Origin of the sequence: Roseivirga sp. (assembly GCF_034669765.1) — a bacterium.
GTDB lineage: Bacteria > Bacteroidota > Bacteroidia > Cytophagales > Cyclobacteriaceae > Roseivirga.
On the sequence record NZ_JAXMOQ010000001.1, the window covers coordinates 401,485 to 421,122 of the forward strand.

Annotated in this window: 3 protein-coding genes; all 3 read right to left on the minus strand. The window is 41.5% G+C overall.

Annotated features, from left to right (window positions below):
• Nucleotides 1-543 precede the first annotated feature (543 nt).
• Nucleotides 544-6,399 (minus strand): LamG-like jellyroll fold domain-containing protein, encoded by a 5,856-nt coding sequence (locus VOI17_RS01855; RefSeq protein WP_323755535.1) that lies wholly within the window; start codon nucleotides 6,397-6,399, stop codon nucleotides 544-546.
• A gap of 589 nt (nucleotides 6,400-6,988) precedes the next feature.
• Nucleotides 6,989-17,995 (minus strand): hypothetical protein, encoded by an 11,007-nt coding sequence (locus tag VOI17_RS01860; protein ID WP_323755536.1) that lies wholly within the window; start codon nucleotides 17,993-17,995, stop codon nucleotides 6,989-6,991.
• A gap of 402 nt (nucleotides 17,996-18,397) precedes the next feature.
• The gene (locus VOI17_RS01865) at nucleotides 18,398-19,354 is read right to left on the minus strand and encodes a MoxR family ATPase (RefSeq protein WP_323755784.1); all 957 of its coding nucleotides are present in this window, start codon (nucleotides 19,352-19,354) and stop codon (nucleotides 18,398-18,400) included.
• Between the last annotated feature and the right edge of the window lie 284 nt (nucleotides 19,355-19,638).

The following is a 19,638-nucleotide window of genomic DNA, read 5'->3' on the forward strand; positions in this document are numbered from 1 at the left end:
AAAAACAAAAAGCTAGGTTTAGAACTCAAAAAGCTAGGTATCCTTGACCTCCCATTATTAAGTCCGTACATTTATAGCGGGACGCGATTTAAGGTTTTAATAGACTGAAAGTCAGTCCCTTTTTTGTTGCTTATTCCTGAGTTCTTCTCAAAAGTATACTTGAAAGGAAATTGAAAACACTTTAAAACGTGGACAATGGAATGGATAGTTTCTATAGAATTAACAAGTCGGGAGGTTATGATAATGACATTGATTAGTTCGGTCGTGATTATTATAAAGACTATTCTGAACAATCGACATAGGTCAAGTCAGCTAGATAAGGTCTTAAAGTATAAAGACTCAATCCAAATAGAAGAAGGCAATAAGAAAGATTCGTTTAGGGTTAATAAGCTCAAGTAAGATGAACTATTGTAGACTTTTTTGCTGGCTCAGGAGGGTTTCTCATTTGATATGACCTTTGCGAACCCTCCTTATTACAGCACAAAAAAAGGCCACAACCCTCATTGCAGCCATCCATACTTTTTCATTCTATTTTATCAATACTTAGCCATTTACAACGATCTTAAACTTTAGCAGCTTACCATTGACCACTATGGTCAGTAGATGAACTCCTTTGCTAATTTGGGCTGCATTAATCGCCAGTCTGTTTCCAGTTCTTTTTGTCTCTATCTGCACTTCGGTTCCGTTAATTTGGTGCATCCGGATGACGCCCAATTCAGCCGCTTGATCAAGGCTTATGTATAAGGTTTGTCCTTTTTTAATTGGGTTAGGATAAGGCTTTACCTCAATAGCAGAGTTCTCGAAATAACTTACCATGATAACCTCCGAAGCGTTCTCAGTTCCATTATGATCAATGTCAATCAGGCGATAATAGTTTTTCCCATTTAACGGGTTGTTGTCTCTAAGCACGTAGTGGTTAATATCATTTGTTGTTCCTGAGCCGTCTAGATATCCCAAATCCTCAAAATCAATTCCGTTGGCTGACCTCTCTAGCCTAAAGAGGCTGTTCTCAACCTCTCTTACTGTTGTCCACTTCAATACTATTTGGTCTTCTTCAGCAACAGCTTCAAATGAAAGTAAGGTAATTGGCAAAGCATATTCTTCACCTGAAGCAAGCGTAAAATAAGCGCCATCTGTAAAGTCTGTTTGGAAGTTGACATAGCCATCTGAATCGACCACAAATGACTGCGAAACAACACTTGCGCCTGTTAAAAAATCTCCATCTGCATCTACCAACAACACGATTTCTGATTCATCATTGGTACCAATATTCTCATCTGGGCCAATCAAACCCGATACCTTAAAACGGACGGTTACCGTGCCTACTGTACCTGTTTCTTGCACCCTCCACTCTCTGTTCAATCTACTCTTTACTTGAAGCGTATCGAATTCCCTATTCTCCTGATTATATAGTGAAGCACCATCATGACCCCATACCAAGGCCGATAAATCATTAGAGAAAGAGCTTCCGTTTAATGAATTACTGGATTCTAACCCATCCGTATCTCCATCCAAGCCCATAGCAACAATAGCATTGCTGTTAACACTGCCAGATTGCAACTGATTTAAAGAACTGGCATCATCCCTGGCAATACCGGCTATATTATTTTGAAAGGATGTTGCTTCAGAGGCATCCCAAAAAGGAGTACCATTTGAAGCAAGATAGTCTCCCTCTCCAGCCTCAAAAGCGCTGGCGTCTCCGTCAGTATCTGAGGAAAGGGTAATGCCATATTTAATCGCCAGATAGCTTTCAATTTTCTGGCGCGTGGCCATCGGAGACAACAGCTGGTTATATACTATTACTTCAGAAATAAGCCCACTGAAGCCCCTCGTTCCATCTCCTTTGGCTCCAATTTGGAAGTTATTGGAAGTTTCTACTGCATGGTCAGCGGTAAAATTAACTTCTCTACCTCCATTGATGAAGACACCTGATCCATTGGACTGATCTTCATCAAAGACAATGGTGGAGAGGGTAGTAGTCGTTGATGAATAAAGTCCAGTAATGTTATCTTCAGTACCAGTACCATTGCTGACCGCTTCGTTTTCATTCGCCCCTGCTCCATCCAACATATAACGATCAAAACTACCATTGTCTTCCCCCCAGACCGAGCCAGCATCGTTCGCTGCAGGTTGATATACGGCTATCACCGTTAGATCAGCATAAGTGCCTGCATTAACGCTTAGGGTAGTATTATAATAGTCAGTACCACCTAAGGAATTAGAAGGGTTAAAGTTGATGAGTGATCCACTACTTGGTGTACCAGATGATGTTACACTATAGTAATTATTGGAAACATCTCGCCATGAAGTTCCTCCATTAGTTGCTTTTACCCAAAGCAAAAAATTTGTGTTAATCCCTCCTGGTGAGCCTGATTCTTGATTTGATTCGCGCCAATCTCTCTCGGTCGTTTTCTCTGCAGTTGTAATGTTCGGAAATGAATTGGCCGTTTGGCTATTGTAAACATTGGTTGTTGCGTTTGGCCCCGTAACACCATCAAAATTATTATCTAAGCCATCATTGTCCGCATCTGTCCCACTTGGTGTTGTGTTAGGCAAGTAGCTACCATTAGTATCCCATGCTTCGATGACATCATTAAGGCCATCATTATCTGAGTCTAAATCTAAATAATCAGGATTATCTGTTCCATCTGTGTTGGCTATTACTGTAGGTACACCTGTAACCGATCCACAAGGTACGCAGTCTACATCGAAAGCATTATCAATTCCATCTTCATCAAAATCAGAGCCCTCAGGGATCACAGGAGTGGCTGTTGTTGCTTGAGACTCTATTAAATCCACAATTCCATCGCCATCACTATCAATATCTATTCTGTTTTTTGAGCCATCACTATCGGTGTCTGGGTCTGTAAGGGCAGTTCCTCCGTTATTACTATCAAAAGTGTTCGCCCAACCATCACCATCGGTATCAGTGTTGCTATCTACTCTTCCATCATTGTTACTATCTGCACCACCTGCCTCAATTATATCTAATATCCCGTCATTATCTGAATCTAAGTCTAATCTATCTGGTATTTCATCAGCATCAGTGTCAATACATGTAGTATAAGATTGAATGGTAGCTTCTATTATTTCAATTCTTCCACCATTTCTTGAGGTCATTTCAACCTGCACATACCTTGTTTCAGCGCTTAATGTATAAGTGTAACTCGTCACACTACCCCCTCCGGCTATATCCGTATCATCAACCGTGGCAGGGTTTACTCCACCACCAAGGTTAGGAGTGGCATTTGGTAATTGCGCAAAACGAAGTGTTTTGTTATTGTCATTGCTCTTCCATAAAGTAAAAACTATATCAACCCCAGTTGGAATGCTAGTTCCTAAATCGACCACAATATATTCGCCAGCCCCGTTTAATTGGATTCCATTGTCTGAGGCAAAGTCTTCATCATTAATTAGGGTTAGGCTACCTCCTGTACCATCCGAGGCTACTACCGCACCAGATGGTGTTGAAGCATTATTGGTACAGCCTTCATCCGTGTCCAGAATACCATCATTGTCATCATCAATATCCGTAGCATCGGCCACACCATCAAAATCAGTGTCAATGACGTTAGCTTCTCTCCAATCCCTTTCACTTGTTTCTCCCGAAGTGGTTACATCTGGAAAGTCATTAGCGTTCTGATTATTGTAAACGTTTGTGGTTGCGTTTGGCCCTACTACATCATCATAGGCATTGTCGAGCCCATCACCATCGGTATCTGTTCCTGTTGGGGTTGTATTTGCTACCTTATCACCATCCGTATCCCAGCCTTCTACGGCATCTAACATACTATCGTCATCAGAATTAAAGTCAAGGTAGTCTGGAGTGCCATCACTATCAGTATCTACTGGAGTAGTTGGAGTACCTCCCGTAGTATCAAAGGCATTGTCAATACCATCTCCATCGGTATCTGTTCCCCCGGGGACAACTGGTGAACCAGTGGTTGCTTGTGACTCAATTAAGTCTACAATACCATCTCCATCACTGTCTATATCTAAGTTGTTTTTAATCCCATCATCATCCGTATCTGGATTGGATAGTGCTGTTCCTCCATTATCACTATCGAAAGTATCAGCCCAACCATCGTCATCTGTATCAGTAGCTGAATCTACTCTTCCATCATCATTAGTGTCTACTCCGCCCGCTTCAATAATGTCTTCGATTCCGTCATTGTCCGAATCAAGGTCTAAATGGTTGTCAACTCCATCATTATCAGTATCCAAAAGTGTCAGCGCGGTGCCTGCATTGTCACTATCGAAGGTATCAGCCCATCCATCATTGTCTGTGTCTGTAGCACTGTCGACACGCCCATCGTTGTTCGTATCTACACCTCCTGCTTCAATAATATCAGGGATACCGTCATTGTCGGAGTCTAAATCTAAGTGGTTGGCAACCCCATCTCCGTCAGTATCACAGGAAAGTTGTGCTTCGTAACCAATGCGAGAAGCGCTCCAGGCTTTTGAATTGTCATACCTCACCGCATCCATTAGCCCAGCATAGTTACCAGAAATTCCATTTGGAGCGCCTGAAATCGGCCCTCCAATACCACCGTCATCTCCGTGACTGGCTACTGTACTAAAGCCAGCAGTAGCCGTATTGGCCTTTCCATCAACGTACACATAGATTTCTCCTTTGTCGAAAATAGCAGCTACATGGTGCCATGTATTATCTACCGTTAAAGTGATATCTGAAACAGCTGAAACCTCTGAGCCAGGCCCCCCTGTTCTTGTCGTTACTGTTGGTACGCCATCGTCAAGCCATAGCATAAAACCATTGGTGGCTCCACCTTCTTCATATACCACTCTATCACCCGAAAGATTTGTAGGCCTTATCCAAGCAGAGAAGCTAATAGTCGAATAGGCAGACTCCATAAAGGCACCATCTTGGCTATACCTGATTTCATGTGAAGTACCATTGAAGCTGGCTGAATAAGTGCCTTGGATGGCCGTAGTTGAAAAGCCAGGAGCATTTCCGGCTGAGCGCTCATTGTGACCATTCCCTGAGACATCGTTCGTGTTGTTTTCTAAAGTCCAGTAAGCTTCGGGGGTAGCATCAAAGTTAATAGTTGGCGTATCACATGGGGCTTCATCTTTATCCAAAATACCATCATTATCATCATCAATGTCAATGTTATCAATAATTCCATCAAGGTCAGAGTCAAGTGGATTAGCTTCTCGCCAGTCGCGTTCGCTCGTGACTCCAGAAGTGGTGACATCCGGAAAGTCATTCGCATCCTGATTATTGTAAACATTCGTAGTTGCATTTGGCCCTACCACATCATCATAGGCATTATCGAGCCCATCACCATCGGTATCTGTTCCTGTTGGAGTTGTATTTGCTACCTTGTCACCATCGGTATCCCAGCCTTCTAAAGCATCTAAGAAGCTATCTCCATCAGAATTCAAGTCAAGGTAGTCTGGAGTGCCATTACCATCGGTATCAACCGGTGTAATAGGAGTGCCTCCATTGTCAGCATCAAAGGCGTTATCAATTCCATCGCCATCGGTATCTGTTCCCACAGGAACAACTGGTGAGCCGGTAGTTGCTTGTGACTCAATTAAGTCCACAATACCATCTCCATCACTGTCTATATCTAAGTTATTTTTAATCCCATCTCCATCGGTATCTAAGCTACATAAAGCATAAGACTGAATGGTAGCTTCTATTATTTCAATTCTTCCTGCATTTCTTGAGGTCATTTCAACTTGTACATACCTTGTGTCAGCGCTTAAAGTATATGTGTAACTCGTAACACTACCCCCTCCTGCTATATCCGTATCGTTAACAGTAGCAGGGTTTACTCCACCACCAAGGTTAGGAGTGGTATTTGATAGCTGCGCAAAACGAAGCGTTTTGTTATTGTCGTTGTTCTTCCATAACGTAAAAACTACATCGACCCCGGATGGGATACTACTACCTAAATCGACTATAATATATTCGCCCGCTCCATTTAAGGCAATCCCATTATCTGCCGCAAAGTCTTCATCATTAATTAGGGTTAGGCTACCTCCTGTACCATCCGAGGCTACTACCGCACCAGAAGGTGTTGAAGCAATATTGGTACAGCCTTCATCCGTGTCCAGAATACCATCATTGTCATCATCAAAGTCGTCTACATCATCAACACCATCTCCATCAGTATCTAGCGCCACAGCTACAGTACTAGCCTTATAGTTTTTTTCTGTATCAACAATTGAATAGATCTCTCTGGCCTCCGAAATATCAATAACCCCATCATTATTACAATCAAAGTCGAGGATGGTAGATATATTGTCAAAAGCTTCAATGCCTTCATCCTCACATATCATATCATTAATGCCTTTCGAATTGATCTGCACATCACTACTTGAATCTATATGGTTAGGTACTCCATTAACTACATAATAATTATCAGGCACTTGGCTGTTAACAGTTATTCCAAACCCAAAATAAAGAAAGAGGAAGAAAATTAACCTAGAACCGATTCTGGAGAAGGATTCTAACGAGGCTTGATAGTGAGCTGATGGACAGCATAAGGGGTAAGTGACACTCTTTGAGAGAGAACTCAGATAGAAACAAAAATATTTACATGATAAAAGTAAAAGTGCAGCACAAAATGAAGATTCGGGCCTTGTACCTGATCTATCCAAACATGAAACCCCATCTATTTTTCCTGACCCTTTTCGCTCAGGAATAATGCTTTTCAACTTAGCCTATTTTTTAGGTGAATATTTTGACTGCATAAATGATGGCTACCACATTAGTGGCGGCTTTATGTGAGGTAAAGGTAAAGTTAGCAAAAGCGTTGCCTGTAACAAAGAATAGTACTCGGTCTTTTGCTAATCGTCCAAATTGTAATAATTAATAGACAGAGGCTCTGTTAAAGCTTATCAATAATGTACTTGATAGCTCTATACCAGCGCTTTGTAGTTAAGTAACATTAGGTGTGTTAAATAGGTGAACGCTAGGCTATACCCTACAGTAAAAATTAAAAGCAAATGACTCGAATTAATTCTTCACCAAGATTTTAAGCTTATGTAGTTGACCATTGACCACGATAGTAAGAAGGTGAACTCCTTGGCCGATTCGACCCGGGCTAATCGCCAGCCTATCAATTGTTCTTTCTGTTTTGATAGGCACTTCGACACCATTCATTTGATAAAGTTTCACCCCATTCAATACCGCTTCTTCTTCAAGATTAATGTAAAAAGTCTCTCCACTTTGGAGTGGGTTAGGATAAGGTTTTATCTCAATATCAGATTCCTTGTAATAACTTACCATGATAACCTCCGAAGCATTCTCAGTTCCATTATGATCAATATCAATCAGGCGATAATAGTTTTTCCCATTTAACGGGTTGTTGTCGCTAAGCACATAGTCATTAACATCATAAGTTGTTCCTGAGCCGTCTAAGTACCCTAATGCCTCAAAATCAATTCCGTTGGCTGATTTCTCTAGCCTAAAGAGACTGTTCTCAACCTCACTCACCGTTGTCCACTTCAATATAATTTGGTCTTCTTCCACAGCGGCTTCAAATGAGAGTAGGGTAATTGGCAAAGCGTATTTTTCACCTGAAGCAAGCGTAAAATAGGAGCCATCTGGAAAGTCTGTTTGGAAGTTTACAAAGCCATCTGAATCGACCACAAATGACTGGGAAACAACGCTTGCTCCTGAAGAAAAGTCTCCATCTGCATCTACCAACAATACGATCTCTGATTCATCATTGGTGCCAAGGTTCTCATCTGGGCCAATTAAACCTGATACCTTAAAGCGCACCGTTACCGTACCTACCGTACCTGTTTCTTGCACCCTCCACTCTCTATTCAATCTACTCTTTACTTGAAGGGCATCAAATTCTGTATTCTCACGATCATATAATGCGGCTCCATCATGACCCCAGACCAAGGCCGATAAATCATTAGAGAAAGAGCTTCCGTTTAATGAATTACTGGCTTCTAAACCATCTGTATCTCCATCTAAGCCCATGGTAACAATAGCACTACTGTTAACACTGCTAGATTGCAACTGATTTAAAGAACTTGCATCGTCCCTGGCAATACCGGCTACATTATTTTGAAAGGATGTTGCTTCAGATGCATCCCAAAAAGGAGTACCGTTAGAAGCAAGGTAGTCTCCCTCTCCAGCCTCAAAAGCAGTGGCATCTCCGTCAGTATCTGAGGAAAGGGTAATGCCATATTTAATCGCCAGATAGCTTTCAATCTTCTGGCGAGTAGCTATCGGAGACAACAACTGATTATACACAATTACTTCCGAAATAAGCCCATTGAATCTCCTCGTTGCATTTCCTTTGGCTCCAATTTGGAACTTGTTGGAGGTTTCTGATCCATGATCAGCGGTAAAATTAATTTCTTTAGCGCCATTGATAAATACACCCGATCCATTGCTCTGATCCTCATCGAAAATAACACTTGAAAGGGTAGTGGTCATTGATGAATAAAGTCCAGTAATGTCATCTTCGGTACCAGTACCATTGCTGACCGCTTCGTTTTCATTCGCCCCCGCTCCATCCAATATAAAACGATCGAAACTACCGTTGTCTTCCCCCCAGACCGAGCCAGCATTGTTTGCTGCAGGTTGGTATACAGCTATCACTGCTAAATCAGCATAAGTATCTGCATTAACGCTTAGGGTAGTATTATAATAGTCAGTAGCATCAAAGTAATTAGAGGGGTTAAAGTTGATGAGTGTTCCAGTATTTGGTGTGCCAAATTTTGTAACCGTCACATAGTTATTGGAAACATCTTGCCATGAAGTTCCTCCCTTGTCTGCCTTTACCCAAAGCAAGAAATTTGTGTTGATTCCTCCTGGTGAGCCTGATTCTTGATTTGATTCGCGCCAATCTCTTTGGGTGGTTTTCCCTGCAGTTGTAACGTTCGGAAATGAATTGGCTGTTTGGTTATTGTAAATATTGGTTGTTGCATTTGGACCCCCAACATCGTCAAAATTATCGTCTAAACCATCGTTGTCATCATCGTCTCCATTAGGCGTAATATCTGGCAAGTAATCACCGTTAGTGTCCCAAGCTTCGATCACATCATTTAAGCCGTCATTGTCAGAGTCTAAATCGATATAATCAGGATTATCTGTTCCATCTGTGTTGGCAATTGTTGTAGGAGCACCCGTGACAGCTCCGCATGGCGTACAGTTCACATCGAAGGCATCATCAATACCGTCACCATCGAGATCAGAGCCTACTGGTTTCACCGGAGTTCCTGTAGTAGCTTGAGATTCAATGAGGTCAACAATGCCATCACCATCTGCATCAATGTCTATTCTGTTTTTTAATTCATCACTATCGGTGTCTGGGTCAGTAAGGGCAGTTCCTCCGTTATTACTATCAAAAGTGTTGGCCCAACCATCTCCATCTGTGTCAGTGTTACTGTCTACTCTTCCATCATTGTTGCTGTCCACACCACCTGCTTCGATAATATCTGGTATACCATCATTGTCTGAATCTAGGTCTAAATGGTTAGCAATGCCGTCATTGTCTGTGTCTGTTCCTGTACATAGTAGTATGAAGCTTGGATAATCTACTTCGTAGATTCTCATATTGCCATTGTCCTGAAGGTAAGTGATTCTAATATGAGTAGCGTTTGTAGACAGTGTATGACTTATGTCTTCAACTGACCTTCTCCCTGCAAAGGCATATTGATGTGAGTTTGAATAGTTGATACCATCAATGGATTCCGTAACTACCATAAAGTTATCTCCATTTTCTCTCCTCTCGCCTCTAATTGTCAGTTCCGTACCAGCAGCTATAGGGTCTCCACCTCTTAGCTCGACCTCCATTTGTGCACCATTATCTCTAAATTCTGCCCTTGAACCATCATCACCATCAACTGCATTCCCTGGGCTATCAACTTCTGCAACTATTTGACTTGCAGAAGTGGCCGTAGCACCCGATACAGAAACATCCGTACAACTTTCATCTGTATCTAAAACCCCGTCATTATCATCATCAATATCATCTATGTCGGCTACTCCATCAGCATCAGTATCTATTACATTGGCTTCTCTCCAATCTCTTTCACTCGTCTCTCCTGAAGTTGTTACATCTGGAAAATCATTAGCGTCCTGATTATTGTAAACATTTGTTGTGGCATTTGGACCTACTACATCATCATAAGCATTGTCGAGCCCATCACCATCCGTGTCTGTTCCTGTTGGGGTTGTATTGGCTATCTTATCACCATCGGTATCCCAGCCTTCTATAGCGTCTGAGAAACTATCTCCGTCTGAGTTGAAGTCTATGTAATCAGGTTTACCGTCACCGTCTGTATCTACTGGAGTAGTTGGGGTACCTCCAGTGGTATCAAAGGCATTGTCAATGCCGTCTCCATCAGTATCTGTTCCGCCCGGAACAACTGGCGAACCGGTAGTTGCTTGTGACTCAATTAAGTCCACAATACCGTCTCCATCACTGTCTATATCTAAGTTGTTTTTAATCCCATCTCCATCCGTATCTGGGTTAGTTAATACTGTTCCGCCATTATCACTATCAAAAGTGTTGGCCCAACCATCTTCATCTAAATCGCTGCTATTATCTACTCTTCCATCATCATTCGTATCTACTCCTCCTGCTTCAATAATGTCTTCAATTCCGTCATTATCTGAATCGAGGTCTAAATGGTTATCTATTCCGTCATTGTCCGTATCAATTAGTGTATGGGCTGTTCCTCCATTGTCACTATCGAATGTATTGGCCCAACCATCATTGTCGGTATCTGTATCATCATCTACTCGTCCATCGTTATTCGTATCTTCACCTCCTGCTTCAATAATATCAGGGATACCATCATTGTCAGAATCGAGGTCTAGGCTATCGTTGATTCCATCTCCATCGGTGTCTCCAGTTTCATCAGTATCAAGGATACCATCGTTATCATCATCGATATCATTGGTATCAATGATTCCATCGAAATCGGTATCGGCCGCATTTACCTCTCTCCAATCTCTTTCAATGTTTCCTCCAGTAGTCACATCTGGAAAGTCGTAGGCATCCTGATTATTATAAACATTGGTAGTGCTGTTTTTCCCATTTACATCATCAAAGGCATCGTCTAGCCCATCACCATCGGTATCGGTACCTGAAGGCAAAGTATTAGCGACAAGGTTTCCATCTGTATCCCAACCTTCTAGCGCATCTGAAAAAGTATCACCATCTGAATTGAAATCTTTAAAATCTGGAATTAAATCACCGTCTGTATCTACCAGAGTTGTCGTTGGCACACCTGTGATGGCACCACATGGTGCGCAATCGCCATCAAATGCATCGTCTAATCCGTCTGAATCTGTATCTACTCCTACTGGAACGACTGGGGTGCCTGTGGTGGCTTGAGATTCAATCAAATCTACAATGCCATCACCATCAGCATCAATGTCTAGGTGATCGGAAATACCATCTGAATCCGTATCTATTCCAGTACATGGAATCGTGAAGCCTTCGTAACTTACATTATCTACCCACAGATCACCTCTACTCCTTGCATAGGTGATCCTAATATGAGTTGCATCTGTAAGAAGTTCATACTCTTTTGTTTCATATATGTCGTCATCATCAAAAGAATATTCAATTTCGGTGTCAAAATTAACGCCATCTGAAGATTTACTGACGGTCATTCGATTGGCTGCTCTACTATCTGTTTTCTGAGCCCTGATGGATATAGTGTTTCCAGCAGGTACTATTCCCGACCCTGTTCTAAGAACAATATCCATGGTAGCTCCGTCATCTCTAAATCGTGCATAACTACCATTTACACCATCAATCCCATTTGAAGTGTCTTCAACCCTAGATACTTGTTCAGATGCTGAAAAGCCATTACCTGCTGTGACAATTACATCGGTACATCCTTCATCCGTATCTAAAATACCATCATTGTCATCATCAATGTCATCTACATCATCAATACCATCAGCATCGGTATCTATTGGTGCAGCTATTCCATTACTGTCTCTAAAGTCGTATTCTGAATCTCCATCGCTGTCTTGTAGTGCAACATCCGAAGCACAGGATGTAACTCCACTACCATAGTTGATATTCAAAGTTGGATTCACTTCTGCTGTTCGAGTGTCTCCATCCGATGGGCCGGTAATAATAATCACGATAGCATTTCCATTTGACCAGCCTCCTTGATTTACTATTTCCTGAATAATAGATGATATATCTACCGTTCTTTGAGCGGCACCGGCTTCACCAATGGTATTCCAATTTGCTGGACTCCAAGTTTCATCCGCTGTGGTTCTACTCCTAGCACTCACATTATTCGCCCCTGTAGTAAAAGTGGCCGCATTTGTGGCCAATTGCCCTTCAATGGTAAGATTAACTGTGCCCGTTGTAACTTCGTCAGTCTCAAACTGTATATAGGCTGAATTGATAGATGCGCCTTGAGTAACGGCAACATTAGGAAAATAAACACCTACAATTTGATTTGAGTTTTCCGTTACCAATTCCAAATCGGAACTAACAATGTCAACGGTACTTCCTTGCTGTTCGGCATGACTCGTAGAAACAGATGTAATCGAGGAACCGTAACACTCTTGGTCAAAAGCATCGTCTAGACCATTACCGTTGGTATCTAAACCCGTATTGGCAACATCTGCCACCCCATCCTTATTAAAATCGTTGCCCTCAATAAAGTCGGAAAGAGAATCGTTGTCTGAGTTTCTGTCAACATAGTCGTCCAAACCTGCGGCATCAGTATCCACTGGGTCGATAGGAGAATTTCCAGAGTCTACATCCCAGAAATTGAGAATCCCATCTCCATCGGTATCAATGAACGTATTAGGAAATTGATAATCATCAGTGCCATAACCTTCCCTAGTATCATCAATGCCATCAGCATCAGAATCTATGTCTATATAATTAGGAAGTAGGGATAAACCATTGGCGTTTTCATAAGCAAAATCTGTATTAGGCAAAACGAACACAGACCCTTCTATTTCATCATGAAACCCGTTTCCATTTGTATCTAGAAATCCGTCTATTTTACCATTTCCATTGGCATCAGTATGATTAGACTCTATTACGTCTAAAATTCCATCGTTATCTGAGTCAAGGTCTAGATAGTTCTTTACTCCATCATTATCTGAGTCTGGCCTTGCTAAGGCCGTACCACCATTTGAGCTATCAAAAGTATTGGCCCACCCGTCATTATCGGTATCCGTATCATCATCCACACGTCCATCATTATTAGAGTCTACCCCTCCTGCTTCAACAATATCAGGAATACCATCATTGTCTGAATCCAAGTCAAGCCTGTCATCTATCCCATCACCGTCAGTGTCTCCTGTTTCATCTGTATCTAAAATGCCATCGTTGTCATCATCAATGTCTGTCCCATCTGCAATTCCGTCAAAGTCAGCATCGAGTATATTTGCTTCTCTCCAGTCTCTCTGGGTAGTTTGGGCAGCCGTGGATACATCTGGAAAATCATTCGCGTCCTGAGTATTGTAAACGTTTGTGGTTGCATTTGGCCCAGTTATCAAGTCATAGGCGTTGTCTAAACCATCTCCATCGCTATCCAAACCAGCGGGTACTGTATTGGCCACTTGGTCATTATCCGTGTCCCAACCTTCCAATGCGTCAGAAAAACTATCTCCATCGGAATTGAAATCAATATAGTCGGGGATTGTATCAGCATCGGTATCGACAGGAGTAATTGTAGTGCCACCATTATCGGCATCAAACGCATTATCTATACCGTCTCCATCTGTATCAGTACCCACAGGAATAATTGGTGTACCTGTTGTTGCCTGAGATTCAATAAGGTCAACAATTCCATCACCATCACTATCAATGTCTAGAAAGTTCCTTTTACCATCTGAGTCTGTATCCGGGTTGGTCAACGCTAATCCACCATTGTCACTATCGAAAGTGTTGGCCCAGCCATCTTCGTCAGTGTCAGTAGCTGAATCTACCACACCATCGTTATTAGTATCTACTCCTCCAGCTTCTCTAATGTCTGGAATACCGTCATTATCACTGTCGAGATCCAAATAGTTTTTAATCCCATCATTATCGGTATCAGGGTTCAGTAATGCAGTTCCACCATTATTATTGTCAAAAGTATTGGCCCAACCGTCATTGTCGGTATCCGTATCATTATCTACTCTGCCATCATTATTAGCATCTACTCCACCAGCCTCAATAATATCAGGTATACCATCATTGTCTGAATCTAGGTCAAGTCTGTCATCTATTCCATCTCCGTCAGTATCTCCTATTTCATTTGAATCTAAAATTCCATCATTGTCATCATCAATGTCGGTGTTGTCAGGAATACCATCAAAATCAGCATCATCCGCATTTGTTTCTCTCCAATCTCTTTCACTATCGCCTGTGGTAGTCACATCTGGAAAAGAGAATGCTGTTTGACTATTAGTAGCATTTGAAGTGCTATTTGGCCCGATCACATCATCGAATGCATCGTCCAGGCCATCATCATCTGAGTCGCTACCAGAGGGAACAGTATTCGCAGTAAGATCACCGTTGGTATCCCAGGCCTCAAGCAAATCGGAAAAATCATCATTGTCAGAATTTAGGTCCAAATAATCTGGGGTAAGGTCACCATCTTTATCAAAAGGTGTGGTTGGACTCCCAGCATTGTCTGTATCAAAAGTATTATCGAGGCCATCTAAATCTGTATCCGTTCCTGAAGGAACCTTAGGACTAATTGTAGTCGCCTGAGATTCAATGAGGTCTACAACTCCGTCTCCATCACTATCAATGTCTAGAAAGTTCTTTTTACCATCGGAGTCAGTATCCGGGTTCGTTAATGCCGTTCCCCCATTGACACTATCAAAAGTATCTGCCCATCCATTATTATTGGTATCGGTGTTATCATCTACTCTGCCGTCATTATTAGTATCTACACCACCCGCCTCTTTAATGTCTGGAATACCATCATTGTCTGAGTCTAAATCGAGGTTATTAGGGATACCATCAAGATCAAAATCTTCAATTCCTTCATCAACATCTTTAATACCATCATCGTCATCATCGATATCATTGGAATTGATTTGTCCGTCACCATCTGAATCTACGGCATTATCTTCTCGCCAGTCTCTTTCAGAGGTTAAGCCTGAAGTGGTAGCATTTGGAAAATCCAATGCGTCTTCGTTGTTATAGATGTTTGTTGTGCTGTTTGGACCAAACACATTATCGAAAGCATTGTCTAATCCGTCTAAATCAGAGTCTATTCCAGTGGGAACAGTATTGGCTATATAATTACCGTTCGTATCCCAAGCTTCTAGAATATCTAGGAAACCATCATTATCTGAGTCAGTGTCCAAATAGTCTGGTATTCCATCTGAATCAGTATCCTCTAGGTCGCTAATTGGTGTCCCCCCATTGTCATCATCAAATGCATTGTCTATACCATCTCCATCTGTGTCTGATCCTGTTGGAATAATTGGACTACCCGTTGTCTCTTGTGATTCAATTAAGTCTACCACCCCATCGTTATCACTATCGAGATCCAACAGGTTTTTGATACCATCACCATCAGAATCTGGATTGGTTAAGGCTGTTCCTCCATTATCAGAATCAAAGGTATTGGCCCATCCATCATTATCAGTATCCGTAGCAACATCCACCTCACCATCGTCATTCGTATCCACTCCTCCGGCCTCAATAATATCCAAAATACCATCGTTATCGGAATCAAGGTCTAGACTGTTTGGGACACCATCTCCATCGGTATCTGTTGCTTCTCCTTCATCAACATCTTTAATACCATCATTGTCATCATCAATATCTGTGGAGTTCGGAATTCCGTCACCATCAGTATCTAATGCCAATCCTTCAAAATCTCTGAAATCATATTCATTGTCAGTATCAGTATCTGGAAGGCTAACATCTGAACGGCAAACCACACCGGAACATGCACTATCAAATCGATCATCGAGCCCATTACCATTTGCGTCTAAGCCAGTATTGGTTTCGTCTGCCACACCGTTATTATCGGCATCATTCCCTTCAATAAAGTCAGACTCAGGGTCGTTGTCTGAATTGGTGTCTACATAATCTGGGTTACCATCGCTATCGGAATCAACAGGTGTTATTGGGCTTTTGCCATTTGATATGTCCCAGAAATCCAAAACCCCATCCTCATCATCGTCTCCAAAAAGTGTCGGAAATCTATATCCAGCTGTACTTAGGCCTTCTCTAGTATCATCAATGCCATCCGCATCTGAATCAATATCAATGTAATTGGGTCTTTGGGTTAGGCTATTATTATTTTCATAGAACAGGTCGGTATTGGTAACGGCCAATGGGCTACTTTCCAGCGCATCTGCATACCCATTGTTATTAGCATCTACAATACCATCTACCTGTCCATCATTATCAGAATCTACGGTAGCCCCTGCTTCGCGAAGGTCAAGAATACCGTCATTATCTGAGTCCAAATCTAGAATATCTCGAAATCCATCATTATCAGAATCAGGATTTGTGGCTAACATAACTCCACTTTCTGCAGAAGTTTCTCTAGTATCTACTATCCCGTTGGCACCCACTGCACCCGAAAGATTACCTTGAGAAGCTACATATTCAGCGGGTCTTATTCCTCCGTTAGCTTCAATGGCATCAGGAATACCATCGTCATCTGAATCTCTATCTCTGTAATTAGGAATACCGTCATCATCATAATCCTCAGAACCCTCAATATTATCTCGGATACCGTCATTATCCGAATCAAGATCACATTTGTCTAAAATACCATCTCCATCAGAATCAAGCTCTCCTTCAAAAAAATCTGTTAAGCCGTCTCCATCACAATCACTACCTGTTCCTAAACCAAAGTCATTGCCGGTATCACTTGCTCCAAAATTAACTCCGTCAGAAAAAGTGATGGTTTCTATATTATCTGTGGTTAATGAGTAACCAGAGGGATAAGAAGCGGCCTGAGTTGTTGCAAGAAGTGTTCCTGTGGTTAAATAGTAGAAAGTATAATCGCCATTACTATCTGTTAGGACACTCTGAACTCTTGTGTCTTCTGGATCAACCTGCCCATCTCCATTTTGATCTATATAGATGTAGACGCGAACATTTGCTAAGCCTGTTTCTCCTCCATCCTTTACACCATCAAGGTCATCGTCTTCATAAACAGTTCCAGTTACTTCATTGGCGTTGGCTACTAATGCTGCTAATGACTCCACATCTCCACCTCCATCAAAATCTCTGAAATTGGTCATGGCGCCAGTAGACTTATTGATCAAACTAAGGCGGTTATCACTATCCCCCTCAGAGCCGTAAAGTCCACCATCATTGTTAAAGGCCAATCCTTCTACATCGTCCTCTGATAATGTGGCTACAAGAATAAACTCACCTGTAGTTTTGTTCACCTTGAATAAAACATCATTTGAGCCATTGTTATTTGAAACACCATAGATTTCACCACTAACTGGGTCTACAGCAATGTCATCCACATCTACATCAATCCCTTCTCCTGTTATCTCTAAGTAATCTACGCCTGCTCCAAAAGCATCTGGCACAAACTGTCCCGTGGTCAGGTTAATTTGAAAAAGTAAGTCTGGCCCTGAATTTCGCTCAACGGCCCACATAATAAGTGTTTGCCCATCAAGCATCAGTCCATCAACATCATTCAGTGTCTGGGCTCCTGCAGAACCATCTGCGGTTCCACCATTGTCAATTTCATCAATTAGGGTAAACGCACCTGTAGTTCTATTTAACGTACCAAAATCTCCTCCATTAGCAGCATATAAAACTTGAGAACCGGGGATAGGGTAATAGGCCAGAGCCTCAATGTCAGAAACACCAGTGTCACCTATTAAAGTAACCACACCCGTATTTCTGTTGATGGTGTACAGCTTGTCATCGCCATCCGACACATAGTAAAAGAGGTTTACATCTTGTGCTTTAACAGCCGTACCTATTCCGAAGTAAAGAAAAATGAAGAAAATTAATCTATGACTTATTCTAAAAAGTGATCCATAGCGATCAGATCCAATAGGCAATAGACGAAAAACGCCCATTATCAGAGCGTTCAGAAGGAAAGAACAATATTTAAATATTAACGGCAAAAACGCAGCATTAATTGAAGATTCAGGATTCGCTCCTGATCTGTCTGAATATAAAACCTCAACTATTTCTCCTGACCCTTTCCGGTCATGAATAACATTTTTCACCTTGGCGCAGAATTTATATCATACTTATTCAATTGAATAGTTACGACCACATATGTAATGGCTTTGGAAGAGGTAAAAATAAAAACCCTTAAGGGTCATTACTTTAACGAGTAAAGATAGTGAAAATATAAGGAGTAACAAGCATTTCACATGCGCTTATCTGCTACTCGTAACACATACAATGAAAACCATTCATTGTATGTGTTACCGTAGTTTATAAATTTAAAAATAAAGACAGCGTCTAAAATTCTAATGATTAATAGGAATCTTTTTTAAGAGCTTTTCTATGATATGCTCAGTGGTGATACCGTCTGCTTCGGCCTCATAGTTAAGGATAATCCTGTGGTTCAGAACATCCATACCGATCGCCTTAATGTCTTCTGGCAAAACATAATCGCGGCCATTCATAAAGGCATGCGCTTTAGAGGCCAAGTTTAGGTTAATACTTGCTCTTGGTGAAGCACCAAACTGCATATAATAAGCTTCCTCAGTCAACCCAAAGTCTTTCGGATTTCTGGTGGCAAAAACCAACTCGATAATGTATTTCTCTAATGATTCAGAAATAGAAACTTGGTTTACCTCGTTTCGGATACTGAAAATATCTTCTTTAGTCAAAAGCGTTTCAAGTTCAGGCTTAAATGCCATGTTTGCCATTCTACGCATTACCTCTAACTCTTCATCTTTAGATGGGTAATCCACCTTTACCTTCAACATAAAACGGTCAATCTGCGCTTCTGGTAAACTGTAAGTTCCTTCTTGGTCTACAGGGTTTTGCGTGGCCAATACCAAGAATGGTCTGTCCAGCTTAAAGCTTGTTTCACCAATGGTTACCGTTTTTTCCTGCATGGCCTCGAGCAATGCCGACTGCACCTTGGCTGGCGCACGGTTAATTTCATCGGCCAACACCACGTTGGTAAAAATAGGACCCTTCTTTACTTCAAATTCAGCTTTCTTTTGATTGTAAATCATGGTTCCGATCAAATCGGCAGGAAGAAGGTCTGGTGTAAACTGCACTCTTTGGAAGTCCAAATGGAGTACTTCTGCAAGTGTATTTACAGTGAGTGTTTTTGCAATACCAGGAACTCCTTCTAAAAGAATGTGCCCGTTGGTAAATAAGCCAATCATCAGTCGGTTCACCATATATTCTTGGCCGACAACGATCTTACCTACTTCTGATGCAACTTTACTTATTTTTTCTTGGTGTATTTTAGCCAATTCTGCTGATACCGCTTCCATTGTAAACTTATTTGTTAAAGGGCTCTAAATTAGAAATTTTGATCAAATACTGGGGTCAATACTCAAATGAGATGATAAAGTTTTCCAGCGTTGGTAGAATGAGGCGAATATCGGTCTTTTCTCACTTTATAAAAGAGATTTCACTTTCCTTTTAACAATAATTAACCTGAGTGGAAAAAAAGTTTGTGCTGAAAACTGATTTCTATCCAATATCACCCTCATTTTTTGCTAAGCCGTTCAAATACTACTTTCTG